Source organism: Mesobacillus maritimus (genome assembly GCF_044803185.1).
Lineage (GTDB): Bacteria > Bacillota > Bacilli > Bacillales > Cytobacillaceae > Mesobacillus_B > Mesobacillus_B maritimus_B.
This window is the reverse complement of the sequence record NZ_CP085225.1, coordinates 5015733-5042303: the sequence shown is the minus strand read 5'-3', so window position 1 is coordinate 5042303 and position 26571 is coordinate 5015733. Positions and strand designations below refer to the sequence as shown.

General features: G+C 41.2%; 22 protein-coding genes. 17 read left to right on the top strand and 5 right to left on the bottom strand.

Annotation, left to right across the window (positions count from 1 at the left end):
* Window positions 1–16 precede the first annotated feature (16 nt).
* The 8 genes from LG336_RS24375 (at window position 17) to LG336_RS24340 (ending at window position 10097) form a co-directional block, all read left to right on the top strand.
* Entirely contained in the window at window positions 17–877 is an 861-nt protein-coding gene (locus tag LG336_RS24375; protein ID WP_404330061.1) for a carbohydrate ABC transporter permease, read from the top strand.
* Window positions 877–1692 (top strand): carbohydrate ABC transporter permease, encoded by an 816-nt coding sequence (locus tag LG336_RS24370; RefSeq protein ID WP_404330060.1) that lies wholly within the window; start codon window positions 877–879, stop codon window positions 1690–1692. Before LG336_RS24375 ends, LG336_RS24370 begins: the two co-directional genes overlap by 1 nt.
* Before the next feature lie 96 nt (window positions 1693–1788).
* Window positions 1789–2814: a LacI family DNA-binding transcriptional regulator gene (locus LG336_RS24365; RefSeq protein ID WP_404330059.1), complete on the top strand. Its 1026-nt coding sequence runs from the start codon at window positions 1789–1791 to the stop codon at window positions 2812–2814.
* A 425-nt stretch (window positions 2815–3239) separates the two neighbouring features.
* Window positions 3240–3911: a YesL family protein gene (locus LG336_RS24360; protein WP_404330058.1), complete on the top strand. Its 672-nt coding sequence runs from the start codon at window positions 3240–3242 to the stop codon at window positions 3909–3911.
* Between the two features lie 334 nt (window positions 3912–4245).
* Complete coding sequence (locus LG336_RS24355; RefSeq protein WP_404330057.1) at window positions 4246–5919, top strand: alpha-glucosidase; 1674 nt, start codon at window positions 4246–4248, stop codon at window positions 5917–5919.
* Between the two features lie 82 nt (window positions 5920–6001).
* Window positions 6002–7471, top strand: coding sequence for a glycoside hydrolase family 32 protein (locus LG336_RS24350; protein WP_404330056.1), 1470 nt, complete (start codon window positions 6002–6004; stop codon window positions 7469–7471).
* A gap of 356 nt (window positions 7472–7827) precedes the next feature.
* Window positions 7828–8265 carry a PaaI family thioesterase gene (locus tag LG336_RS24345; RefSeq protein ID WP_404330055.1) on the top strand — a complete coding sequence of 146 codons (438 nt, stop codon included), beginning with the start codon at window positions 7828–7830 and terminating at the stop codon, window positions 8263–8265.
* Window positions 8266–8546: 281 nt separating this feature from the next.
* Window positions 8547–10097 carry a GNAT family N-acetyltransferase gene (locus LG336_RS24340; RefSeq protein WP_404330054.1) on the top strand — a complete coding sequence of 517 codons (1551 nt, stop codon included), beginning with the start codon at window positions 8547–8549 and terminating at the stop codon, window positions 10095–10097.
* Between the two features lie 96 nt (window positions 10098–10193).
* Here LG336_RS24340 and LG336_RS24335 read toward each other — a convergent pair whose 3' ends face one another.
* Together LG336_RS24335 and LG336_RS24330 are read right to left on the bottom strand one after the other, a co-directional pair.
* Entirely contained in the window at window positions 10194–10634 is a 441-nt protein-coding gene (locus LG336_RS24335) for a DUF6376 family protein (RefSeq protein ID WP_404330053.1), read from the bottom strand.
* A gap of 287 nt (window positions 10635–10921) precedes the next feature.
* Window positions 10922–11308: a hypothetical protein gene (locus tag LG336_RS24330; protein ID WP_404330052.1), complete on the bottom strand. Its 387-nt coding sequence runs from the start codon at window positions 11306–11308 to the stop codon at window positions 10922–10924.
* 241 nt (window positions 11309–11549) lie between these two features.
* Between LG336_RS24330 and LG336_RS24325 the strand changes: the two genes are divergently transcribed.
* From LG336_RS24325 to LG336_RS24315, 3 genes are all read left to right on the top strand, one after another.
* Complete coding sequence (locus LG336_RS24325; protein WP_404330051.1) at window positions 11550–11945, top strand: GntR family transcriptional regulator; 396 nt, start codon at window positions 11550–11552, stop codon at window positions 11943–11945.
* Between the two features lie 70 nt (window positions 11946–12015).
* Window positions 12016–13110 carry a DUF1648 domain-containing protein gene (locus LG336_RS24320; RefSeq protein WP_404330050.1) on the top strand — a complete coding sequence of 365 codons (1095 nt, stop codon included), beginning with the start codon at window positions 12016–12018 and terminating at the stop codon, window positions 13108–13110.
* A 155-nt stretch (window positions 13111–13265) separates the two neighbouring features.
* Window positions 13266–14009 carry a divergent polysaccharide deacetylase family protein gene (locus LG336_RS24315; protein WP_404333275.1) on the top strand — a complete coding sequence of 248 codons (744 nt, stop codon included), beginning with the start codon at window positions 13266–13268 and terminating at the stop codon, window positions 14007–14009.
* A gap of 224 nt (window positions 14010–14233) precedes the next feature.
* Here LG336_RS24315 and LG336_RS24310 read toward each other — a convergent pair whose 3' ends face one another.
* Window positions 14234–14389: a hypothetical protein gene (locus tag LG336_RS24310; RefSeq protein ID WP_404330049.1), complete on the bottom strand. Its 156-nt coding sequence runs from the start codon at window positions 14387–14389 to the stop codon at window positions 14234–14236.
* 119 nt (window positions 14390–14508) lie between these two features.
* Window positions 14509–15201, bottom strand: coding sequence for a C40 family peptidase (locus LG336_RS24305; RefSeq protein ID WP_404330048.1), 693 nt, complete (start codon window positions 15199–15201; stop codon window positions 14509–14511).
* A 232-nt stretch (window positions 15202–15433) separates the two neighbouring features.
* Here LG336_RS24305 and LG336_RS24300 point away from each other — a divergent pair, with 232 nt between their 5' ends.
* The 4 genes from LG336_RS24300 (at window position 15434) to LG336_RS24285 (ending at window position 20451) form a co-directional block, all read left to right on the top strand.
* Complete coding sequence (locus tag LG336_RS24300) at window positions 15434–16351, top strand: lysophospholipase (RefSeq protein ID WP_404330047.1); 918 nt, start codon at window positions 15434–15436, stop codon at window positions 16349–16351.
* A 127-nt stretch (window positions 16352–16478) separates the two neighbouring features.
* Entirely contained in the window at window positions 16479–17003 is a 525-nt protein-coding gene (locus tag LG336_RS24295) for a type 1 glutamine amidotransferase domain-containing protein (RefSeq protein WP_404330046.1), read from the top strand.
* 960 nt (window positions 17004–17963) lie between these two features.
* The gene (locus LG336_RS24290) at window positions 17964–19211 is read left to right on the top strand and encodes an MFS transporter (RefSeq protein ID WP_404330045.1); all 1248 of its coding nucleotides are present in this window, start codon (window positions 17964–17966) and stop codon (window positions 19209–19211) included.
* A gap of 205 nt (window positions 19212–19416) precedes the next feature.
* Window positions 19417–20451, top strand: a complete 1035-nt coding sequence (locus tag LG336_RS24285; RefSeq protein WP_404330044.1) for a M14 family zinc carboxypeptidase — start codon at window positions 19417–19419, stop codon at window positions 20449–20451.
* 124 nt (window positions 20452–20575) lie between these two features.
* Here LG336_RS24285 and LG336_RS24280 read toward each other — a convergent pair whose 3' ends face one another.
* Window positions 20576–22210, bottom strand: a complete 1635-nt coding sequence (locus tag LG336_RS24280; protein WP_404330043.1) for a long-chain fatty acid--CoA ligase — start codon at window positions 22208–22210, stop codon at window positions 20576–20578.
* A 987-nt stretch (window positions 22211–23197) separates the two neighbouring features.
* Between LG336_RS24280 and LG336_RS24275 the strand changes: the two genes are divergently transcribed.
* Window positions 23198–24568, top strand: a complete 1371-nt coding sequence (locus LG336_RS24275) for an MFS transporter (RefSeq protein WP_404330042.1) — start codon at window positions 23198–23200, stop codon at window positions 24566–24568.
* A gap of 835 nt (window positions 24569–25403) precedes the next feature.
* Entirely contained in the window at window positions 25404–26513 is a 1110-nt protein-coding gene (locus LG336_RS24270) for a hypothetical protein (protein WP_404330041.1), read from the top strand.
* Window positions 26514–26571: the final 58 nt, after the last annotated feature.

Here is a 26571-nt window from a genome sequence, read left to right as displayed (position 1 = left end):
TATAGGGGGTCACATCATGGGAAATCGAAGTCTATCATTCTGGCTTTTTCTCACACCAGTTTTAGTCGCTTTAGGACTCGTCGTCATTGTTCCATTAATCTACGGTACCTACTATTCATTCACTGATTGGAATGGACTAACTGCATCGCAGTTTGTAGGATTTGAGCATTATATAAAACTATTCCAAGATAAAGCATTTTTAAATTCAATTTGGTTTACGATTAAGTTCTCGTTTGTCACGATTATCCTACTCAACGTGATTGGGTTAGGTTTTGCCCTGCTTGTTACGCAAAAGTTGAAAACGAGCAATCTATTAAGAACGGTTTTCTTCATGCCAAACATGATTGGTGGCTTGATTTTAGGTTTCATCTGGCAGTTTATTTTTATCAATGTGTTTAGTGATGTTGGCGAAGCGCTGGGCTTTGCAGGACTACAAGGCTGGTTATCGACAACTACTACCGGTTTCTGGGGTCTTGTCATTCTGACTTGCTGGCAGATGGCTGGTTATATCATGATCATCTATATTGCCTACCTACAGAATATTCCCGGAGAGCTCGTCGAAGCGGCGAAAATGGATGGAGCGAATAGCTTCCAACGTTTTAAAAATATTACGTTTCCACTTGTGGCACCAGCGTTTACAGTTAGTATGTTTTTAACATTGTCCAATTCCTTTAAAATTTACGATCAAAACTTATCATTAACAAATGGTGGACCGTACGAATCGACGCAAATGGTCGCAATGGAAATTGTTAAAACGGCGTTCAGCGCCAATGAAATGGCTTATGGACAGGCAAAGGCCGTTGTGTTCTTCATCATGGTTGCGGCAATTGCCTTAACACAAGTTTATTACAACAAGAAGCGGGAGGTTGACCTATAATGGAGAGCAAATTGAAAAATTATCTAATCGGAGGCTTTGGCATTTTGCTCGGGCTATTATGGTTATCTCCGTTTTATTTGATGATTGTCAACGCGTTTAAATCAAAGAAAGAAATTTTTATGGGCGTTCTCGGACTTCCAGAAGCATGGTCGTTTGACAACTTTGTCGAAGCGTTTATTGACTTAGACTTTGTTAACTCTCTTTGGAATTCAGTCTTGATCACAGTTGTCAGTGTCGTGGTTATTATCCTGTTTTCCTCAATGGCAGGTTACGCTCTATCACGAAATAAAAGCAAATTAAGTGGTGGAATTCTCTTGCTGTTTGTTGCCGCGATGTTGATTCCTTTCCAATCTGTGATGATTCCACTTGTTTCCCTATTTGGAAAAGCGGATATGCTGAATCAAGCAGGTTTGATTTTTATGTACTTAGGGTTTGGTAGCAGTTTATCCATCTTCTTGTATCACGGTGCGATGACAGGAATTTCACAATCACTGGATGAGGCAGCAACGATTGACGGAGCGAACCGCTTCCAGACGTTTACGCGTATCATTTTCCCATTGCTAAAACCAATTTCCGTGACAGTTGCGATACTAAATGTAATTTGGATTTGGAATGACTATCTATTGCCATCGTTAATTTTAAGTGAAAACAATGCAACGATTCCGTTGAAAATGTTTTACTTCTTTGGACAATACACAAAGCAATGGCATTTAGCACTTGCTGGATTAACAATTGCGATTATCCCGGTTATTGTGGCGTACTTCTTTGCGCAAAAGCAAATTATTGAAGGTGTTTCTGAAGGGGCCGTTAAATAACGTTCATAAAAAGCTATAGAGCTTTCGGCTGTTTTATTTTAAAATGAAGGAAAAGAGTCTGGCTATGACTCCTGAAAGGGAAAGAAGGTGGAAAAAATGGCAGTCACAATTAAAGATGTTGCGCGTGAGGCAAATGTTGCACCCTCTACCGTTTCACGTGTCATTTCGGACAGTCCGAGAATCAGCGAGAAAACGAAACGAAAAGTGCGCAAGGTAATGGAAGAAATGGGCTATTATCTTAATCATAATGCTCGTGTTCTCGTCCAGAAAACCACGCAAACGATTGGCATCGTCATGAAGAACTCGACAAGTGCTTCGTTACATGATCCCTTTTTCCCGGAAGTTCTAAGAGGAATTAGCGCACTCTGCCATCAACAAGAGTTTAATATTAGCATCACGACTGGTGAGTCAGAGGAAGCTATTTTTCAAGATGTCGTAAAAATGGTTCAGGGAAAACGAGTGGATGGGCTGATCGTGTCATACTCAAAAAAGGACGATAAAGTCGTTCCTTTCCTAGTGAAAAGCGGTATTCCCTTTGTGGTTGTGGGGAAACCAATTGGCAAAGCCAATGAAATCATGAGTGTGGATAATGATAACGTTCGCGCAGCAAGAGAGGCAACAGAGTTTTTAATTCAGCTAGGTCATAAAAAAATTGCTTTTATCGGTGAACAACCGCAGTTTGAGGTGGCAGCAGCGAGAAGAACAGGGTATATGGAGGCTCTTCGCCTGAATGATATTGAGATTGAGCCCGCTTATACCAAGAGTTTAGATAAAACGGTGCTGATGAAGGAAACCGTTGACGAGGTCATGGACCTACCTAATTCGCCAACAGGATTTGTGGTCACAGATGATATTACCGGTTTAAATTTATTGTTATGTTTGCGTGAAAAAAACATTAAAGTTCCTGACGATGTAAGTATCATCAGTTTCAATAATACCTTTATTGCCCAGCTAGCAACGCCGCCGTTAACATCGATTGATACACAGATTTATCAGTTGGGGTACGAGTCGGCTAAATGCTTAATAGAGGAGATTAAGAATCCTTCCATGTTTAAAAAGAGTGTCATCATCCCAACGATTATTGTTGAGCGAGAATCCTGTAAATCCTTGTTAGTTAAATAAAGGCTGTTTTCGTAAAGATTGTTGTTAAAATTGTAAAAATCATAAAACCGATTTTTACTACCTAAAGCCGATTTTAACGTAAGGTAAGAGATTTTGTACGTTATAGTAAGTTTGTAAGCACTTTTCTCATAATAAAAGCTATTTTGCAGTAAAAAAAAGCTTCATCCATCCTATTTTGTGCTGAAAAGCAACAAAGTTTGAGAAAAGAGCCTAAATAAAAAAACGTTGCGAAGGCAGTTTAAGGGCCAATGCAATTTTTTTTGGAGGATTGCGCAAACGATTTCTCTCGTGGTGCACAATGAGTGGTTAAAGAGAGTTGTACTAGTAGAACTGAGAGCGCATCATGGTGCAGCGTATAGTGATAAGCTTTTGAGAATCCCGTTGAATAGTTTTTTTGATGAATAAGACGATTAGGAGGTAAAGTCATGAACAACATCATGGGTGGCTTGTATACGGTGAGTGAGTGGGTTATGAGGTTTGCGGTCATCAATTTGTTGTGGCTATTGTTTAATCTTCCAATCGTCTTTTCTACGGGGAATCTCCTGTTAGCTGGAGGGCAAGGTGAAATGATTTTATTCGCCACCATGACGGCTGTGTTCGCACCGTTTGTCTTCTTCCCAGCAACGGCGGCGATGTTTGCTTCGGCAAGAGACTGGATCATTGAATACGAGGGACCTTCCATTTTCGTTTCATATGTGAATTACTACAAACAGAATTATAAAAAAAGCCTTCTCGGCGGCTTCATTATTACTGGGTTATGGGTCATTTTAATCGTGGATTTTATCTTTTTAAAAGATTTCAGTATGATACTAGCCTTTGTTTTTATCGTATTTGGACTGATTTTATACGTCATTACAATGAACTTTTTCTCAGTCAATGCCCATTATGATATGAAGCTACGCGGATTGCTGAAGAATGCATTTTTTATCACGGTAGGGAGTCCGGTGCTTCTGTTCGCTGTTTTATTTAGTGGAATAGTCTTGTTATATGCAAGCATCAAGGGACCATTGTTTCTTCTGTTGTTTTTCTCCGGATCCTTGATTGCCTTTTTGTCCTTTTCGGCCTTTTACCGACTATACTTAAGGCTGCTTTCGTAAAGATTGTTGTTAAAATTGTAAAAATCTTAAAACCGATTTTTACTACCTAATGCCGATTTTAACGTAGGTGAAGTTATTTTGTGCGTTAAAATATAGTTTACAAGCTCTTTTCTCGCAAATTACGGTATTTAGAACTGAAAACATAGCTTAACCAATCAAACTTCATCAGCCTAAAGTGACAAAGTTTGAGAAAAGAGCCTAATTAAAAGTAACAAAATAAGAAATATAAATCATCATGAATCTCTATATACATAGGGAATAGATTTCTTCATACACAGGTAGGAGAATTTTGGCAGATGTCAGGTGCCATTTTAAAATTTAGGAGGTTAGTTTTGTGAATAAGATATGGTGGAAAGAAGCGGTAGCGTATCAGGTCTACCCGCGTAGTTTTATGGATTCTAACGGAGACGGAATTGGTGATATTCAAGGCGTCATCTCTAAATTAGATTACTTAAAGGACCTCGGAATCGATGTCATTTGGATGAGTCCGATTTACTCATCACCAAATGATGATAACGGCTATGATATCAGTGATTATAAAGGAATTATGGATGAGTTCGGAACGATGGAGGACTTTGATCAGCTGTTAGCAGAAGTCCACGGGCGTGGGATGAAGCTCATCATGGATTTGGTGATCAATCATACGTCAGATGAGCATCCATGGTTTATCGAATCACGTTCTTCTAAGAATAACCCATACCGAGATTATTATATTTGGCATTCTGGAAAGAAAGGCAAAGAGCCGAATAACTGGGAATCTATTTTTGGAGGCTCTGCTTGGGAGTATGATGAGAACACGAAGGAATACTTCATGCATGTTTTCTCACGCAAGCAACCGGACTTGAACTGGGAAAACCCAAAGGTTCGCGGGGAGTTATATGAAATGGTCAATTGGTGGCTAGACAAGGGAATCGACGGCTTCCGTGTTGATGCGATTTCTCATATTAAAAAAGTTCCAGGGTTCCCTGATTTACCGAATCCTGATAAGAAAAAATATGTTCCTTCTATGAAAGGACATATGAATCGCGATGGAATTCAAGTGTATCTTGAAGAGTTAAAGCGTGAAACCTTCGCGAAATACGATATCATGACGGTCGGAGAGGCCAATGGTGTGACGATTGAACAAGCAGATGAATGGGTAGGCGAGGAAAACGGTAAGTTCAATATGATTTTCCAGTTTGAGCATTTGGATCTCTGGGGGAAAAGCACGGAAGGTGGCCTCGACATCCACGCTTTAAAGAAAACTCTAACCAAATGGCAAAAAGGGCTGGAAGGCATGGGTTGGAATGCACTATTCCTTGAAAACCATGATCAACCACGCTCGGTTTCGACTTGGGGCAATGATGAAGAATTGCGAGACAAATCCGCCAAGTGCTTAGCGACGATGTACTTTTTAATGCAAGGCACTCCGTTTATCTATCAAGGGCAGGAAATTGGGATGACAAATGTTCAATTTGACTCCATCGAGGATTATAACGATGTCTCCATTAAAAATCTTTATAAAATTGAACGAGAAGAAGGCAAGTCTCATGAGGAAGTCATGGAAATCATTTGGAAGAATGGCCGTGATAACTCAAGAACGCCAATGCAGTGGAACGATGGGGTTCAAGCAGGTTTCACGACAGGTAGCCCTTGGTTAAAAGTAAACCCGAACCATAAAGAAATCAATGTCGAAAATGCTTTGAAAGACCCTGATTCCATCTATCATTTTTACAAAAAATTAATTGAACTTCGAAAAGAAAATGAAACACTCGTTTATGGAAACTATGACATTGTTCTAAAAGACCATGATCAGATTTATGCGTACACTCGGACTTTACAGGATGAAACATTCCTTATCATCACAAACTTGTTCCCAGAAGAAGCAGAATTTACATTCCCAACAAGTTTAAAAGCTGAAGAAGCAGAACTTTGCAGCAGCAACTACCCACTACAATCGGACGAAGACATTACGACGATTACATTACGTCCTTATGAGGCGAGAGTGTATCGTTTTGGAGTGAAGTAATTTCGACGGTTTCTTTGCTTAACTCCCACTGGGAACGCAAGGGAGCCGTTTTTTTATTATTAATGAAAGGAGTGTAATCCATATGGTAATCCACAAAAAGAATCTCAAAAAAGCGAATCAAGTTGTTTCTCAACTAAAGGATAAAATAAGTCACCACCAATGGCGTTTGAAGTATCATGTGATGCCGCCGGCGGGTTGGATGAATGACCCGAATGGTTTTTCGTTCTTTAATGGAGAGTATCATTTGTTTTACCAGCATCATCCGTTTAGCCCTGAGTGGGGACCGATGTACTGGGGTCATGTGAAAAGTAAGGACCTTGTCCACTGGGAGGAGCTGCCGATTGCTTTGGCGCCTAGTGAAAACTTTGACAAAGATGGCTGTTTTTCAGGTAGTGCGATTGAAAAAGACGGAAAGCTCTATCTTGTTTATACAGGTAACGTTTGGGTTGATGGTCCGCTGGATGAAGACTTAAAACAGGTACAAGCCCTCGCGGTGAGTGAAGATGGAATCCATTTTGAAAAGGTAGTAGGCAATCCTGTTATTAGTGAAATCCCCGGGGGGGATATTAATACTTTTCACTTTCGTGACCCAAAGGTTTGGAAACGTGGGAACAGCTATTATATGGTTTTGGGCTCAAAGACGAAGGACAATGTTGGTCAGGTGCTGCTTTATTCCTCAGAAGATCTTTTTGACTGGCAGTTTATTTCTGTCATAGCGAAGGGGGAGGGAAACCTCGGCTACATGTGGGAGTGTCCGGATTTGTTTGAGCTAAGTGGGAAGGATGTCTTGGTGATGTCTCCTCAAGGAGTCAAGCCTGAAGGTATCCTCTACCATAATCTCCATCAATCAGGCTATGTGATGGGGGAGGTAGATTATAAAACGGGTAATTTTAAGCATGGTCCTTTACACTTATTAGATTTTGGCTTTGATTTTTATGCTCCGCAAACGATGGAAGACGAACAAGGTAGGCGAATATTAGTCGCATGGATGGATATGTGGGAAAGTGAGATGCCAACACAGAAGTTTGGTTATGCAGGGGCGATGACGATACCGAGGCTTGTGACAATGAAGAACGACCGACTATACACAACACCGGTACCAGAGTTGAAGGAGCTTCGTCAAAATGAAGTTCATTACAAGGACTTCACAATTGACGGTGAAATATCTATAAAAGATGTTTCAGGTGATTGTCTCGAATTGGAGATGGTCATCGATAGCCAAGAAGCCACGCAATTTGGCTTGAAGTTTAGAGTAGACGAAGCTACTAATCAAGAGACCGTCTTGCACTTTATTAAACAAGCAAACGTCGTAACTCTTGATCGAAACCAGTCGGGTCAAGGGCCAGGCGGAACTCGTCAAGCCGAACTTAAAAGCATGGACAACCTTCACCTACAGATATTCATCGACAAATCATCTGTAGAGGTGTTCATAAACGGTGGAGAAAAGGTCATGAGCGCCCGGATCTTTCCTACTGAACAAGCAAATGGAATTAAATTCTTTGCAGATAGTTCCATAAAGTTAAAACACCTATACAAATGGGAATTAGGGTAAAAGCAACAGGCCGTTAAGAAGATAATATAATGGAGTTTAGTGAAGGCTTTGTTGTGACTGAAAATGAAATAGTCAATGGGAAAGGGCACGTTGGAAATCCCAGCGCGCCCCCAAACTATAGCTCAGTTCATCAAAAAGGGAGGAATGCTTTCTTTCATGGAGCGCTTTTTTGTTAGATTTCCCCATAAAAAGGTCTTATGACTTGACCTCCACATAAAAGATCCTAAAAAACCTTCATAAAGCCATTTTGCCTATTATTGGGCGATTTCTCTTGTTCCATATATTTTATTATCTTAAAATTCCAAATACTATGTTATGATAGTGAGAGAATTATTACATATGTAGGGGGATTTTTCATGGACAAGCAAGAGTTTATGGCCAGGGTGGAAGAGGCCTATGATACGTTTGAGATGAAACCTGAAAGTATTTTTATGTTCAAAATGCTAGACTTCAATTTTGATTATGATGAAGAAGCGAAGACGTGCACAATTACCTGTCCGGTTACGGATATTATGTATAACCCAGCGGGCATTGTGCATGGTGGGATTTTCACCTTTATTGCCGACACGGCGATGGGGCATTTAAATTTCCGCTTGAAGGATGCGCCGTATGTATCGCTCGAGCTAAAAACCTCATTCTTCAAAGCGACAACAGCCGGAACTCTAATCGCGACCGCCCGTTACGTCAAGGAAGGCTACAAAATCTGTTTCATGGAAGCAGAAGTGAAAAACGAAGAAGGCGAGTTACTATGCAGGACATCCGGTACTTTTTACCGGTTTGATAAAAAGAAATAAGGAATCACACTTTATTATAATGAATACAAATAATTTCTCGTTTCTTACTTAGGTAAGAAACGTTTTTATTTGTGAAAAAAGTTTGAATTCTCTAAGATGAGGATAAAGGTATTTATCCTGGACGGTCGTCTCACTGAGAGGGGTCTGGTCCAAGTACCGGCGATTGGACCCCTTTTTGTTCAAAGATAATATTAGTTTGCCGCTTAGATGCTGCAAGCTATCACCAGTTTTTGGTAACACTAATCTATACTTGAATGAATATTGAAAGGACGGAACACAGTATGTCGAAGAAGCTGGATTTATCAAACTTTGAAAAAAAGCTTGAGGTTCGAAATATAACGAAGCACGATATCGATCAAATTTTAGAAATGCAGAAGGTTTGCTTCCCTAATATGGTGCCATGGAAGCGGGAGCAGTTGGAAAGTCATTTAAAAATCTTCCCTGAAGGACAGTTTTGCGTCGAGTACGATGGCGAGATTATTGGGAGTTGCTCGAGTTTGATTGTCAATTTTGATGAGTACGATGACAAGCATACTTGGGATGACATTACCGATGGTGGCTATATCACCAACCATAACCCTGAAGGTTTTAACCTTTATGGCATTGAGGTTATGGTCGACCCGAACTTTCGAGGAATGAAAATTGGGAAAAGATTGTACGAGGCTCGTAAGGAACTGGCAAGAGAGCTTAATTTAAAGAGCATTATTATTGGCGGCCGAATCCCCAATTACCATAAATATAAAGATCAATATTCACCTCGTGAATATGTCGAGGAGGTTAGCAGTCAAAACATTTATGACCCTGTGTTAACGTTCCAGATTATGAATGGGTTTAATCTGATGCGAATCAATCCTGGCTATTTACCGGATGATCGGCAGTCGTTAAAATATGCGACATTAATGGAATGGAATAATATTGATTACCATCCGAAGACGAAGCGTCACTTTAAAACGGCGTATCCTGTACGGATTACGGTCATTCAGTATATGATGAAAAACATTGAATCCTTTGAGGAATTTGCGAAGCAAGTCGAGTATTATGTGGATGTCGCTTATGATTTCGGAAGTGATTTTGCCGTATTTCCGGAGATTTTCACTACCCAATTGATGTCCTTTTTAGAGGAAAAGGTACCAGCTAAAGCCATAAGAAAATTGTCCGAGTATACCGAGGAATATATCGAACTGTTTACAAAATTAGCCGTCCGCTACAATGTCAATATCATTGGCGGCTCGCATTTCGTTGAAGAAGATGACCATATTTACAATATTGCTTATCTCTTCCGCAGAGATGGGACGATTGAAAAGCAATATAAAATTCACGTCACCCCTAATGAAAAAAGGTGGTGGGGAATCCAACCAGGTGACTCCGTTAAAGTATTTGATACCGATTGTGGGAAAATTGCCATTCAGATTTGCTATGATATTCAGTTCCCAGAGCTATCGAGGTATGCAGTTGACCAAGGCGCGAATATCATTTTTGTTCCGTTCTGTACAGACGACCGCCAAGGTTATCTTCGTGTCCGTTACTGTGCGCAGGCTCGTGCGGTTGAAAACCAAGTGTACACTGTAATTGCTGGGACAGTGGGCAACTTAACACAAGTGGAAAACATGGATATTCAATATGCGCAATCAGGTATATTTACCCCTTCTGATTTTGAATTTGCCCGTGATGGCATTGTCGGCGAGTGTCCGCCAAATATTGAAACCGTTGTGGTTGGGGATGTCGACCTAGAAATTCTCAGAAGGCAGAGAAGGTCTGGAACGGTGAGACAACTGTATGACCGCCGCAGGGACTTGTTTGAGGTGAAATATAAGAACTTTGGTCCGAATTAAGGTGGTTTTAGACTCAAAATATGAAATAAAAGATGTAAAGCCCGTCATTACGGGCTTTATTTTATGCCAAAAAAAAGAGCCCTGTCAAAGCGACTCTTATTGGCCAAGGTTCTCAATTTGATTCATTAAATCGGTTATTTCATTTACAGTCTGAAATAGCTGTGAGCTTTCCAGTTTTTCCACGGCTACCTGCCCGTCTTCCAATACCTTATTAATCTCGGTAAGGAGAAGCTCGTTTTTATCGACTAGTTCTTGATGAATGTTCTCCGCGATTGCAGGCACCTCATTCAGGCTAATAAATTCTTCGATATCCTGTTTAAGTGAAACAAGTTGTGCTTCTAGATTCTCCTTTGCCACAGGATCACTAATCGCTTCCTGTACTAATTGTGGAGCATCCTCCGCAAAGGTATTTAACGTATTGATATGGGTGGTAGCTTCATTGACGTAGTCAATGGACTCATTTATTTCCCCTAAAAAAGAACAACCACTTAATAACATGAACAACGAAACTACTAGCAAAGCCTTCAATTTTCTCATACGCACACACCTTTAATAGATTTAATATAAATCTTTCTAACTTCAAGCTCTAGTGGCCAAACTACTATCCCTTTCTAATACGGATAAAGTGGAAAAAGGTTTCGGGTGGATGTAAGGTGTGTGCATTTGAAATAACACCAAAGGAGTCGTTTCCTGGGAAATAAAGGTGGTACTTGTCGAATAGGGACATAGGGGACAGGCACCATGTCCCAGTTTGTATAGATTCAATATAAAAAAGCGGTTTGACCTTAACTGGGTCAAGCCGCTTTTTATTTGCCCACTGCTCGTTAATTTCCCCATTTAAGGTACATCGTTAACGTACAGCATTGGGATCCTTGGACATCTGCGTGGATTTTTAATTCTAATCCTGAAGGCGTGTAATTTGTGGAAATAGGGGTGTTAATTCCAATTGACTTCATTAATCTGTCTACTTCCTGTTGATTCCCTTGTTGGGCAGCCGTCATTAATTTGTGGGCAAAGTCAGAGTGGGATAATGTATTAAGGATTACACTTGCTTCTTTAGTAATCGTCTGAAAGGCCTCAACTGATTTGAGAAACATCGTGTCATTTACTTCTGGGTATTGCCGATAGGCATAGGGTTGCGGGAATGATGGATAGAAATATTGGTGCGGGTAGGGGTTCTGATAGTGATAATGATAGGGATTATAATGCATATTGGATAAACCTCCTCAGTTTTAATTATTATTATGAATTGGACAACTATAACCGTGCCTGGTCACGCTTGTATTCGCATGTTTTTAGGAGGAAATTGGCTGTTTGTTGAGTAGGAAAACAAATGGTTCTGAGTCAGTACAGAAGTTTGATTGGCTAAATAACTAGGAAATATTCTAATTGTTATACACATTATAGAACAATTTTGTTATAATAAAAGTATAACAGAATGGAGGGGGTAAAATGATTATTCACATTGAGCCTCAAGCTGATACGCCAATCTATACACAGTTGACCAACCAAATCATTGAGGGAATCGCGCGAGGGGCCATGCGTCCGGGGGATTCACTCCCTTCGGTGAGAGCATTAGCGGGAGACCTTGGGGTCAATATGCATACCGTTAATAAAAGTTACCATGAACTAGAGAAACGAGGCATCATTCGAATAATTCCTAAATCAGGGGCGGTGATTCAATCACCGGTGCGAGTAACCAAAGATAGTCCACAATATGAGCATATTAGCGGGGACCTGAAAACAGTCATTGCTGAAGCACTTGTATTAGGAATTGAGGCCGAACAGCTAGAAGATCTTGTAACCTCCATCATTCAGGATTTAAAAGGAAGTTCGGGGAGCAATTAAGTTTAGGTAAAATGCGCATTTATGGTTGCATTCAAAATAAAGTCGTTAGTTTAAGATTGGAGGGGTTTTTATGGCGATGATGATCCTTTTTATTGTGAGTTTGTTTTTGGCAATTATGGAAACGGCCATTCCATATTTAATCAAACGTACAGTCGTTTTTGGTGTCACGATACCCGAAGGATATACGAAGGACCCAAGGTTATCTGGCTTTAAGAAACGATATTCTATAATTGTTTTCTGTTTTTCACTAGTGGTTCTATTTGGCTTTTTAGTGTGGGGAACTCAAGGAAGTCCTGCCGAAGAGCAACTCTTTTTAGTGGGAATGGCCATTCCATTTGCGATTATGTTCATAAGTTTAGCTAGTTATGTTTATTTTCATGCAAGAACCATTCAGTTAAAAAGAGCGGAAAAATGGGGAGAAGATGTCAAACAAGTGAAAATCACTGATTTGTCGGTGCGTTCACAGGATGAAATGCTTCCGTGGTATATGTACCTCTTTCCGATGCTCGTGACCCTAGGTGTGATCATTTATACTGTACTTCATTATCCATCACTGCCAGAACAGATTCCAACGCATTGGGGACCAAGTGGTCAGCCGGATGCCTTTACAACAAAAAGCCCAGCTTCGGTCATCTCGTTACCACTCATTTTATTGGTGATGCAAGGAATGTTTCTGATAATCAACGAAAGCACTAAGCGTTCTGGTATTAAATTAAGTATAACAAGTACAGCTGCCTCACGGATTCGTCAGTTAACTTTAAGAAAGTATACAAGCTGGTTTATGTTTTTAACGAGTATCCTCATTACGATGCTGTTCGCCTTTTTGCAGCTATCCGTAATTCATGAAGGGATGTTTGGGGAAAGCATGATGTTGGCGATTCCATTATTATTCCTGTTAGTTGTATTAGGGGGAACGATGGTGTTTGCCATCAGGGTAGGAAGAGCCGGAGAGGATGTCAGTCCCGACCCTGTGGTAGGAGTGACTGATTTAGATGAGGATCAATACTGGAAGGGTGGCTTGTTTTATTTTAATAAAAATGACCCATCAATCTTCGTTGAAAAACGCTTTGGTGTCGGCATGACATTGAATTTTGCCAATCCAAAAGGCTATTTGATTGTGCTAGGCCCGTTGGTTGTTATTTTAGTTTTAAGTTTTCTATTGTGAGGAAGTAATCGAGTCCGACAATTTAGACGGGCTCTTTTCTCTGTTAAAAACACAAATATACTTGGATGAATCCTCCATTTCTGTGCATCTTAAAGAAAAAAGGAGTGATGGCGATGAGAATGTTTTTAGCTGCGATGCTGCTTAGCTTAACCTGTATGTCAGCAACCATACGAGTTCATGCTGAAGAACAGCCTACCCCTATTAAAGAATTGGCAATTGTCATTGATGATTTTGGAAACGGAATGAAGGGGACTGAAGAAATGCTTAATCTCCCAGTACCCCTTACGGTAGCCGTCATGCCCTTTTTGTCGACAACAGCAAAGGATGCGAAGCATGCCCATGAAAAGGGCCATGAGGTCATCGTCCATTTGCCGATGGAACCAAAAAGGGGAAAGAAAAGCTGGCTGGGACCAGGAGCGATTACAACGGATTTAACTGATGAGGAAATTAGAAAAAGGGTGGAGCAGGCAATCGCTGAAGTTCCTTTTGCAGTCGGGATGAATCATCACATGGGGTCCAAGGTGACTGAAGATGAGCGTGTCATGAGAATTATTTTAGAGGTTTGTCGAGAGAAGGGCTTTTTTTATCTAGATAGTAAAACCACCGGGAACAGTGTGATTCCAAAGATAGCAAAGGAATTAGGGGTTCCGTACTTAGAAAATAATTTGTTTTTTGATCATGTGTATTCTGCAAGTCATATTCAGCGAAAGGCCTCCTTACTAGCAAAACAGTTAGAGGACAGCGACCAACTGATTGCGATTGGGCATGTGGGAATAACGGGTGAAAAGATGGTTGATGCACTTAAAACCTACATTCCAGAATATAAAAAACAAGCAGACCTTGTTCCTGTTTCCGCTTTATTAGCTGACTTTGACCGGCTTGATCATGAGTTGCCGTAAGAGGAGCTCTTTCTAGTTGAACCAGCCGTTCCATTTAAGGTTATAAACCTCTAACTAAAAGGTCATTTCTCTAGGAGGAATCGACCTTTTTTTGAAGAAAGTGTAGACAAGGATTGTAAAAAAAGACAGAGAACATGGGGGGATTAAGATAATGCGGCACAATAAAGAAAAGTGGTCAACCACATTTTGAATGGTTGACCGTCTTTTACGAGTAGCTATCAGCATTATTTTCTGTGTTTTTCCATACTATCTGGGGAAGGGGGATATTGGGCCATCGTCTTTGCTAAGTACTCCTTCACTTCATTGTAGGACATCCCAGAATTAGCATTTTGCTGTTTGACCTTTTCAATATCTGTTCCGACTTCTGTATATTTTTTCATCGTTTCACCTCTATCTTAAGGGTGGGACAATGAACCTGTCCCCTTGTCCCTTAAGGTGATGCCAAATAGGGGAATTTATCCGCTTTTAGATAAAAAAAAGCGGCCTATTCGGCCACTTTTTAGATGCGTTTTGCTCCAACATATCTTGCTTTCCAATAAGAGTTATTCATACTAGTAATGCTAACACCAACGGAGGTTGTCGAGTGGATGACTTGTCCATCGCCAATGTAAATGGCCACGTGGGAGACCTTATTGCCACCACTGGTTGCATAGAACACTAAGTCTCCAGGTGCTAACGCTTTAACAGAGGTGCCTTTTTTGTACATTTCCGCGGCTGTTCGCGGAAGTGTGATGCCAGCTTGTTTGTAGGCGTAGGAGACCAAGCCAGAGCAGTCAAAGCCTGCTGGTGTTGTTCCGCCCCATTTATATTTTACGCCTTTATTGCTTTTAGCAACTGAAATGGCTTTTGTACGATAGTCTGTGGGTTGGACGGTTGCTGTATTTTTAGTAGCAGTTGGCTTAGTAGTTACCGCTTTTTTAGGAGCGATATAGTTTGAACTGACAAATCCTTGTTTTTTATTTGCAGTTACCTTTGCCCAACCGTTTGCTTGGCTGTGGACAGTCACTGTTGTTCCATTTGCAAGCTTCGTAACGATGCCAGATTTGGTAGACGCTGTTTTACGCATATTTAAAGTTCCGTTATTAATTTTTACATAATATGGGGTACCTGATGCAGATGCTTGATCGATTGATGGCACAACGGTTGCTATTAATAGAAGTAATAATAGTACGGCTAGTATTCTCTTAAACAAGGTAGTTGCCCCCAGTTCCTAATTTGATAAATCTAGTATACTCTGTAAGCGTTTACAGATAGGTAACAGAAAAATTACGGTTATATTACAAATTGCGACATCCCTCGATAACCGAAGCAGAAGAGACTGTCGAAATGATGTAGAACTTATAGATTCTAGACTTGTAGAAAAGTAGACTTACTTGAAAGGTTCAACGAATAAAATAAAAATCAAACCAAGGGAGGAATAAAAAGTGGAAACTAATACTTTTTATTTTCATAGTCATGATGGGAAACGTATTTTTGCGAGAAAGTGGTTTGCGGATGGCGAGCCAAAGGCAATTCTGCAAATAGCACATGGGATGGCAGAGCATATTGGTCGCTATGAGGACTTTGCTTATTTCCTAGTTCAACAAGGGATCTATGTGTATGGAAATGACCATCGAGGTCACGGGCATACGGAAGAGCTGGATGAAGACCGTGGATATTATGCTGATGAAAATGGCTATGAAACAGTCGTAGCGGATATGAAGCTGCTGACGGATGTCATCAAGGATGACTACCCGGCAGTACCTGTTTTTATGCTAGGGCATAGTATGGGGTCCTTCCTTGCGAGAGGATATATTCAACAATATGGCGAGCAGCTTGATGGAACGATTTTTACCGGCACGGGCAGCCATCCAGGTCTTGTAGGGAAAATTGGCCATTATTTAGCTGCACGAGAAGCTCGGAAACTCGGGAGGCGCGCGCCAAGCCCACGGATGAACAGTTTAACATTCGGTAGCTATAATAAGGCATTTAGCCCGACTAGAACCGAGTTTGATTGGCTTACAAGAGACGAGAAAGAAGTGGATACTTATATCACAGATCCTCTCTGTGGGGGTGTGTTTACTGCAGGCTTCTTTGAAGACTTTTTAAAAGGGTTGCTATCTCTTTATGAAGAGGATGCTCGTATCCCTAAGGATTTACCGGTTACATTTTTTTCGGGGGACAAGGACCCTGTAGGGAAAAATACAAAAGGTGTGCTACAAAATTACCGTCAGCTCGAATCTGTTGGCTTGGAAGATGTTTCTTACAAATTCTATCCAGGCGCCAGGCATGAGATTTTAAATGAGACGAACAAAGCGGAAGTCTATCAGGATATTGCAGAATGGATAGAGAAACGGTTGTAAAGGCCAGCGACTACTCTTAAAAATCTAAGATCCACCGCCGGTAAATCGTATGATTTGGGAAACCAATTCCTTCAGGTTATAATCGTGGCAGTATACTTATTTAAACGAATGAAGGGAAGTGAAGGTTTTGCGTTTAACAGGTAAAAAGGTTCTTAGCCTTGTTCATCATGACTTTGAGGATTTGGAGCTTTGGTATCCAATTTTACGCCTCCGGGAAGAAGGAGCTATTGTCGACCTTGCTGGGGAAGAAGCGAGGGTAAAATATATTGGAAAGTATGGTGTTCCAGCTGAGTCTGATATGGCTTACTCCGAGGTAAAAGCAGAGGACTATGATGCCATTCTTGTTCCAGGAGGATGGGCACCAGACAAAATTCGTCGTTTTCCAGAGGTACTAGCTTTACTTCGAAAAATGGATCAAGACAAGAAGCCTATTGGGGAGATTTGTCATGCAGGCTGGGTGCTGATTTCAGCGAAAATCCTTCAAGGGAAAAAGGTGACAAGCACTCCGGGCATTCGAGATGATATGGAAAATGCGGGAGCTGTTTGGTTTGATGAGCCAGTTGTCACGGATGGACATCTAGTATCAAGCCGCCGCCCACCTGATTTGCCGGATTACTTAAGGGAATTCATTAATGTGTTAGCAGAGAAGTAGAGCTTATCGCTTTTGTTTAAAGGCTAGTGTTGTGAGGGAGACGTGCAAATCAGCACATCTCTCTTTTTTGTTCATGCTAGGGTATTATTTACCCCAATTTCAGCCGAAACTGCCTAAGGTAAAAGAAGTTCCCAAATTACACGAACCAGAAGCCGTCTCGTGCTAAAACTGAAGAGACAGGAGGCAGTATGAGAACCGAGAAGCCGTCTCAATGCCCAAACTCAAGAGATAGGGGGCAGTATGGGAACGGAGGAGGTGTTTCAGTGCCCAAACTCAAGAGATAGGGGGCAGGTATGGGAACGGAGGAAGTGTTTCAGTGCCCAAACTCAAGAGACATGGGGCAGTATGGGAACGGAGGAGGTGTTTCAGTGCCCAAACTCAAGAGATAGGAGGCAGTATGGGAACGGAGGAGGTGTTTCAGTGCCCAAACTCAAGAGATAGGGGGCAGTATGGGAACTGATCGGTAAAATAGAAGCCCTCTAATTACCCAAACGAAGCTAAAAGTGGCAGAACGGTAAAATAGAAGCCTTCTAATTACCCGAACGGGGCTGAAAAGTAGCCAAACGGTAAAATAGAAGCCTTCTAATTACCCGAACGGGGCTGAAAAGTAGTCAATCGGTAAAATAGAAGCCCTCTAATTACCCGAACGAAGCTAGGAAGTAGAAAAACGGTAAAATAGAAGCCCTCTAATTACCCAAACGAAGCTAAAAAGTGGCAGAACGGTAAAATAGAACCCCACTCTTGCCAAATCAACGTTTACTTCGACCTAAACCCCACTCACCCTTGATCTATCAAGACAAATTTAATCAAACGATTGATTAAAAAGCTTTAACCTCCCATAGGGCGGAGCTGGTCTTCCCCCATATCCTCAACCAATTTGTGATATGATGGAAATTATTAAATCATCGTATTTCTATTTTAGGTTATCAACAATAATGGCCGAAAAAGAGGCGAATAAGAATGAGTGATTCAATTACAAAACATCGGTTTGGCTCTGTTGCTGAGCCTTGGCGGATGTTGTTGTTTTTACTGTTGGCTCAACTATTGGTGGCGTTTGTTGGCCGGAGTGTGGGGCCGCTTGGCGTCCTGATTGGTGAAGATTTAGCATTAACAAAATCCCAAATTGGGATGCTGCCTGCAGCGCTATTTTTGGGGCAAATGGTCGCAGCTGTTCCGGCAGGGATGTTAACCGATAAATATGGTTCACGGAAATTGTTGATGATAGCAGCCTTTTGTCTTGGCGCCGGTTTTCTAGTTATGACCTTTATTACCCATTTCGGGGCAGTGCTGTTCTTTGTAGCCTTAGGGGGTCTCGGTTATGGAAGCATGCATCCGATTACGAATAAGGGGATTCTCTATTGGTTTTCAACGAAACAGCGAGGGACAGCCATGGGGATTAAGCAGACCGGAGTAACGGCCGGTGCAGCACTGGCAGGTTTAATCTTGCTGCCGTTAGGAGCGGAATATGGGTGGCGCCCAGTTTTACTAGGAGCCTGTGTGCTCTTAATCCTAAGCGGGGTTCTTTCGTATTTCCTATATCGCGACCCACCAGAACAAACACTAGCAGCCAGTCAGGAGAATCTTGCTTCCTTCTATAAATCAATGTTTAAGCTGATGAAGAATAAATCCCTCATGTTAGTAAGCTTAAGTGCGTTTGGTCTCAGTGGTTCACAAATGTGCTTGAATACCTATATTGTTTTATATGCACATGAAAAGCTAGGAATCTCATTATTTCTTTCGGGAATTCTCCTAGTTATCTCCGAAGTAAGTGGTTCATTGGGGAGGATCGCGTGGGGGATGGTCAGTGACTTTTTGTTTAATAGTAACCGAATCATTATTTTAATTATGATTTCGATCCTAACAGCCATCTCGAGCTTGACCGTTGCCTTCACCTCGAATGCGTCGTTCTGGGTGATGGTTCCGATTGTTGTCGTATTTGGTTTTTCAATCTCTGGCTTTAACGGAATCTGGATGAACCTTGCTACTGAAATCGTTCCGCGCGAACAATCTGGAGTCTCTAGCGGAGTGAGTCTGACATTTGGCTCGATTGGCGTGGTGTTGATTCCACCTATTTACGGCTTATTGGTCGATCAAACTGGAAGTTTTGCTACAGGGTGGCTGTTTATCACAGCCCTAATGGTATTTGTTTTTATTATACTGTGCTACCTTTCTATTAAAAATAAATCAGAGACTGCGGACGTGAATTAAAGAGGCTAGACTTTTCTAGTATTTAGCACTCTCCAATAAATTGTGGGTCTTTTATCAGAAGCCTTATGGCCCAATCATTCTTCATTTCGTAGGTATATTGTTTCAAAATCATCTTGAACTCTAGTATTCAGTGGAACTGCTAAGTACTTCCAAATTATAATGGAGGTACTTTTTACATTTTTCTGATAATTAGGGAGGGAATGGAATGAAGAAAAAATTGCTAACACTATCATTGTCAGCTGCTATTGCGACCTCAGGGTTTGCTTTTACACCAGTACTAGCAGCGGGGAATGGTCCGGATGTTAATGGGAATCAGAATGTACAAACTTCCATGCTAACGACTTACGAAGAAATGGCGGATTTTCTGCAAAAGCAAGCAGCGAACCAGGAGCATATGGAGCTAGAGGTTATTGGCCAAAGCGTAAAGGGAAGGGACCTCTTTCTTGCCAAGTACATAACAAATCCAGATAATCCAACGATTTTATTTTTAACCCAGCAGCATGGGAATGAGGCAATGACAACAGAAGGGGCACTGGATTATATCCGTCACCTTGGTGCAAACAGCAAGAAGACGCAGGAAATGCTCAAAAATGTAAACATCTTGATTGTGCCGATGCTTAATGTGGATGGGGCGATGGGAGATGTAAACTTCTCGCTGGATAATTATATGGCGAGTGGACGTCATCTCACGCGCTATAATGCGGACAGAATCGATTTGAATCGTGATCATGTCAATAAAGTAGCTCCAGAAACACAGGCCTTGCACGAAAATGTATTACAAAAGTATAAAATCGACTATATGATTGACTTCCATCATCAAGGAACGCAGGAGGATTATTTCGGCAAGCTGACAACGGGAGCTCTATTAACGCCCCAGAGTCCGGGGGTGGACCCTGAAGTGCAGCTGAATTCACGAAAGCTTGCTTCGGTATTACATCAGGGAGTCGATTCTTTTGGATGGGCGTTTATTCTAAAATTTGATGAGCCAACGACCAATGCTGCAGTCGCTTCAAATGCGATGGCGCTCCAATATGACATTCCAGTTATTCTCTTTGAAATGCGTGGAATGGCGGACCATTCATATGAACCCTATGTACTTGGTCAAAAATCAAATGGCTATATTATTAAACAAGCCTTCCAAGCGATGGATGCAACTGCGAACGCAATTGCCGACGGATCGATTAAGACAGTAGACCCTGGAGTGTACGACAATTTACCAGAACAGCATTATAGCTATTAAGATAACCATAAAAGGCTGCCATGGAAAATGGGCAGCTTTTTATGGTGAGATATTTGTTTTCGGAAAAAACGGTAAAAGAAAAAACCACCCATTCGAACCGAAGGGGTGGTCAAGACTAACTATATTAAGCTTGAACTTTCTTTAATTCCAGGTCACGAAGCTCTCTTCTTAGCAGTTTACCAACTGCAGATTTTGGAAGCTCGTCCAAGATTTCGACTGCTTTTGGCGCTTTGTAAGGAGCAAGATTCTCTTTCCCAAACGCAAGAATCTCTTCTACAGTAAGGGTAGAACCTGCTTTTAACTTTACAAATGCTTTAACAGTTTCCCCACGATACTCATCTGGAAGGCCGATGACAATTGCTTCTTCGACCCCTTCTAGGCCGTAAAGAACTTCTTCGACTTCACGTGGGTAAACATTGTAGCCGCTTGCAATAATCATATCTTTGCTACGGTCAAGAATGTAGAAGTATCCATCCTCGTCCATTTTTGCAATGTCACCTGTATGCAACCAACCATCTTTAAGAGCTTGTTCTGTATCCTTCGGACGGTTCCAGTAGCCTTTCATGACTTGTGGACCTTTCACAATCAGTTCACCTGCTTCACCAACAGGAACATCAACATACTCGCCATTTTCCTCACGAACGATGCGCACGATGGTGCTTTGAACTGGAATTCCGATACTTCCTTCTTTAGCTGGAAGGAATGGAGGGGTAAAAATAACGGTTGGTGCTGCCTCGGATAGGCCGTATCCATCATTTATTTGAGCACCAGTAATTTTTTTGAATGCCTTCGCTTGCTCAACCGGTAGTGGAGCTCCGCCGCTTCCTACAAAATGAAGTTGATCAAAGCCAGCATCTTTTAATAATTCTGGTTGGCTGTTAAGTCCGAAATACATCGTAGGAACAGCCGCAAATAGGAATGGCTTTTCACGTTTTACAGTCTCGATTACTTCTTGGACATCAAATCTAGGTAACACAATTTGGTTCGCACCTTCTCTAATTCCGCAAAGGGCAACACTTGAAAGTCCATATACATGGAACATTGGAAGGACCGTAATCATTTTGAAGTCCTCAGGTTTATTTTCAAGTGGCTTATAAATTGCATCACAAACTTGGTTGAAGTTTGCAAGGAGGTTGTTGTGTGTTAGCATAACGCCTTTAGGCACACCAGTTGTTCCACCTGTGTATTGTAAAATCGCTACATCCTCAAAAGGGTTAATGGAGCATTCATCGATTTCCCCAACGGCTTGGACAGCTTGTTCGAAATAAACATCGCCACTAGCAAGCTCTGCTTTTTCGCCAAGCCCGATTGCTACAATATGCTTTAAGTATGTGTCAGCTTGTACCTTCTTGATTTTTGGGTAAAAAGCATCGAAAGCAAACATATACTTCGCACCAGAATCTTCTAATACAAAAGCAATCTCTCTCTCAACATACATTGGATTTACTTGGACAGCAATTCCACCCAAACGGAAGATAGCGAATAGGGCGAAAATATAATGTGGAGTATTAGGAAGCATAACAGCTACGCGGTCGCCCTTTTGAAAGCCTTGATTATGTAAATGAACGGAAAGTCGATCAACAATTGCTTTTGTTTCATTAAAACTAAACTGTTTTCCATAAAAAGTAAATGCAGGCTTGTTGCCGAATCTACCAACAGCATCCTCTAAGAAATCATAAAGAGACTCATATTTGACACTTACATGTTCATCAATCTTTGACTCATACCATTTTAACCAAGGTTTCGAACGATAGACCATACTATTAACCTCCTAGAAAGTGAATTAGAATTGTTATATTTGGATAAATATAGGGAGTACTCATCCACAATTATTGAAATAAAATGAAAATTTGTAAACGCTTGATTGTCGACATAATCCTCCAATAAATCGAACTTCCTTTTTAGGATTCCTTAGTTTTTGCGGTTTTTCCCGTTAGTCAACATGTGAATCTTATCGAAATTTGTCGTAAAGTTTTAGAATGTTCAATAATTTTTAACAATTCAGAGGCAAATACGGGAAATATGGTGAAAAAGATGTTATTGTGTTACAGTTCTTCTTTTTAACAGAAATCAGCTGGTCGCCAGGATCAACCAGTATCGGGTGTTATACCTGCCAATTTTCATTAGGGAAACTAGTGAATTCACAGTAGGAATACTATTCAATTTAACAATAGAGTTTTAAGAGGAAGAGGTAGTACATTATTTTGAAAAAACGTCGTGAAGAAAATGGAGTGGTGGATTTTGTCTTTTGTTCATTGGATTGAGTGATATAAAAATCCAACCTGTCCAAAGAGTTATCCTTGTTTCTTCCTATAATATTAGTTTTTATTTATATCGGTGTAGGGAGGATTTCTTTATAGGGGATTAGTGTTCAGGTGTAACTCACACAAATTCATTATATTAATATAGTTAAGAGTTAATATTTAAATAATTTTGAAATTATGTTTGACAAGTAAATGGTCATCCAATATATTTAAGGAGTACATAAATTTGGAAATTAAAAAAGGTGTCGAAACCCCGTCTAATGAGGGTTTTAAGCGATAGGATGGTGTAGGAGGGGATAACTCTAAAGCTATTTTTACTAGTATTATCCCAAGATACTAACCGGTTATTTAGTAGGGAAATTAGTGAAAATATGAGCTTGTGTGTTGGTTTTTGAATAATAATTTTTACAGCGATCAACCGTGTTTTCTATTCACTTTCTATGAATTAATCTTTCTATTTTTTAATAAAAGGAGCAAAGAAAATGCTAGCTAAACAGTTGAAACATGACTTATTGAGCACTAAAGTGAAAACACAAGTAGAAAAGCCTGGCCAGAAGGAAATGTGGACGTATGGGCTAGGAAGCTTTGGCATTTTTACGGTTTGGACATTAATTGGGGCATTCTTAACTTATTATTACACGGACGTAGCGGGGATTGGGGCAGCAACAGTAGGAACCTTGATGCTGATTTCAAGGCTTTTCGACGGAGTGACTGATTTTGGAATGGGCACCATTGTTGATGCCACAAAATCTAAACACGGGAAAGCACGGCCTTGGTTGCTTTGGATGTCTTTTCCACTCGCTATCACAACGGTCCTATTATTCTCAGTTCCAAACATTAGTGATACCGGTAAGATTGTCTATGCATATGCAACTTATCTATTGTTTATCTTGCTTTATACCGCGGTCTCGATTCCTTATAAAACTTTATTAGGTGTTATGACCCAGGATCAGAACAGCCGTTCAACGGCAAACGTTTATGCTGGTATTTTTATTATGACAGGAACTTTAGTCGTTATGACGTTAACACAGCCTTTGGTGGGTGCGATTGGTTGGACGATGTTAGCTGTCATTTACGGTGTTGTTACGTTTGCTTCGCTTTATGTGACCTTCCGTGTTGTAAAAGAAAGAAGTTCCTCCTATGTGAATCATGCTGAGAAGGTATCCACGAAAGACGGATTTAAAGCGTTAACAAAAAATAAATACTGGATCATGATTACAGCCTATTGTTTGGTTTTCTACGCGACAACGGCGCTTACACAAGGGGCAGCGTTGTATTATGCTCAATATATTTTAGGGAATATAGGCTACTTTCCATTCTATGGACTAGCTGTTTCCGTGCCGATGCTACTCGGGATGTTCTTCTTAACGCCGCTTGTAAAAAGATATGGAAAGCGCAATATTGCTGTTGTGGGTGCGATTATTTACGTTGTTGCGCAATCGTTAAAATTGATTGACCCAACCAATGTTGTCTTATTCTTGGGAAGCTCTGGTTTGGCTGGAATTGGTGCGATTCCTCCAATCGCCTTATTGTTTGCGATGATTAATGACACTGTGGAATATGGTGAGTACAAGACTGGTATTCGTACAGAGGGACTTGTCAACAGTGGCGCGAGCTTTGGGATAAAAGTTGGAACAGGTCTTGGCCTTGCGTTAATCGGTTGGTTGCTAGGATTTGGGGGATATGTTGGTGGAGCAGCTGAACAATCAGGTTTAACACTGCAAATGATTTTGGCCCTAAACATTTACATTCCAATTGCTTTAGGGGTATTACAATTGGTTATCATGCTCATGTTCAAACTCGACAAGGTGTATCCAACTGTGTTGGCTGAATTGCAAAGAAGAAAGGGATGAACTTTGTGAGAGGTTTTTATAATCCCACTAATAAAGAAAACCACCCCACGCCGTCGGAAGCAAAAGGGTGATCTCACAAAAAATCATATCACACCCCTACTTTAAGTAGGGTGCATGGAGAGGAGTGCTACCAACACTTCTCTCTTTTTTGTTGTGATAACGTTGGCTGTTGATTTCCGCTCCAGGCACGAGCGGTTCGCGGGCGTGCCGGCGAGCTTCCACGCCTAGCCCCTCGAGTCGCTTCTTGTCTAGCTCCGGCTCCTAGGGACTCGAGTCATAAGCCACTCCCTGTTAGAAGGTAAAAAAAACCTGGGCAGTCGCCTCCGCTTTTCATGGTCCGACAGTTGAAGTCAAAGAACGACTTCATCTGTCGGCCCTCCAGAGCTTGTCGGGGCTGACCAAGGTCCTTCCGCTTTCCTATCTCCCCGGCGCCTTAGCGCCTGTGGGGTTAATTGGCCCCTCACGTGGACCATTTCAACCCAGGTCTCCACTGCCCCGTACTCCCGCAGGACACTGAATTACATCCTTGAATAGGCCCACGCACGAGAAAATGTGTAGTTCATTTTCGAGGAGTCTTCGTGCCTTCCGCTCCAATCAACGGTGTGAAAATCGACAATATACTTAAGCACAGCCATCTTTATTATAAAATCCTAGCGTTCTGATTTCGAAGGTAACATACGGTTTCCGTTTTACGACTAGGGAGAGTATATTTTTCACCATATAGGATACTCGTCCGTACCTTTTTGTTCCTCTTTGAATTAACTATATTAATGGGGTCTAGAAAGTTATTTGACCAAATATGTAAAAGGTGAAAATTAGTGAAGGGAGTTTGATTATGGATACTAATTATTTGGAACAATGTGTCGCCAAGATTAAGGTCCGGAATTTAGTGAATGAAGATGTCGAGGTCGAGAATGAATCGCCGTTGTCGATGATTGGTAAGGGGCGTCAAGGAGCTGTTTTTCAAGTTACCGATGACATCTGCGTGAAAGTGTTTGGGAATACGGAGGATTGTGAGCGAGAATATTATGCGCTTTCACTTGGGCAGGATACGAACCTTTTTCCGAAGCTTTATCATAAAGGACCGCTTCATATCGCAATGGAAATCATTCGAGGAGTTGACTTGCGCGAATATCTACAATCTCAACCGCTGTCAAAGGAGCTTTCGGTGAAGTTGATTGAGATGTTGATCACGTTTAAAGAAATCGGCTATGAGAGGATTGACCATCATAAACGACAAATCTACTTACAAGAGGACGGCAGCCTCAAAGTTATCGATGTGGCAAGAACAGTATGGAGGGACAGGGTTTATCCCTATCCTCGTAAGCTATTAAATTCTCTGGGCAAAGACAATAAGGAAGTGTTTTCGGCTCATGTTCAGGAGTTAGCGCCGACATTGTATAACGAATGGCTTCATTACATCCGCATGGAGGAGATTTCTTGTGAAATCTATCAGGTATTGCTGGAATCTCCGAAAGAAAAGGAAGACATGGTAAAGGCTCTTAGTGACAAACTGTTGACAACGAATGATGAAGAACGATATGTAGTCCTGATGGCAGGGTTGATGCATAAGGTTTTCAAAGAGCAGTGGGTGAAAACAATGCTTGCGCGCGGGGTTGACCCTGATAAGGTCATCGAAAAGGTGGATAAACATTGGGATGCTCATAAGCGTGAATTTAAAGCGCTAAAAGATTCAGAGTATCGCGACAATGATCGTGACTGGGATGACGACAATCCTGGGAAAGCCAAAAAAGCAAAGGATTCGAAAAAAGAACAGCCTAGACCCAGAAGAAAGTGGGAGCAAACGGAGAAGGCTACAAAAGGCAAAAAGTCTGGAAACGTCAAATCGAAGAACAAAGGAAAAGATGCTAGTAAACGAGATAAGGACAAATCTAAGAAAAGTAAAGGGAAATACAGCAAATGGTTGACCTTTGGCTTGATATAGAAGTGATCGACGCGCAGTGTCTAAACTTGGGGAATCCCCAAAATGAAAGCGAGGAGAG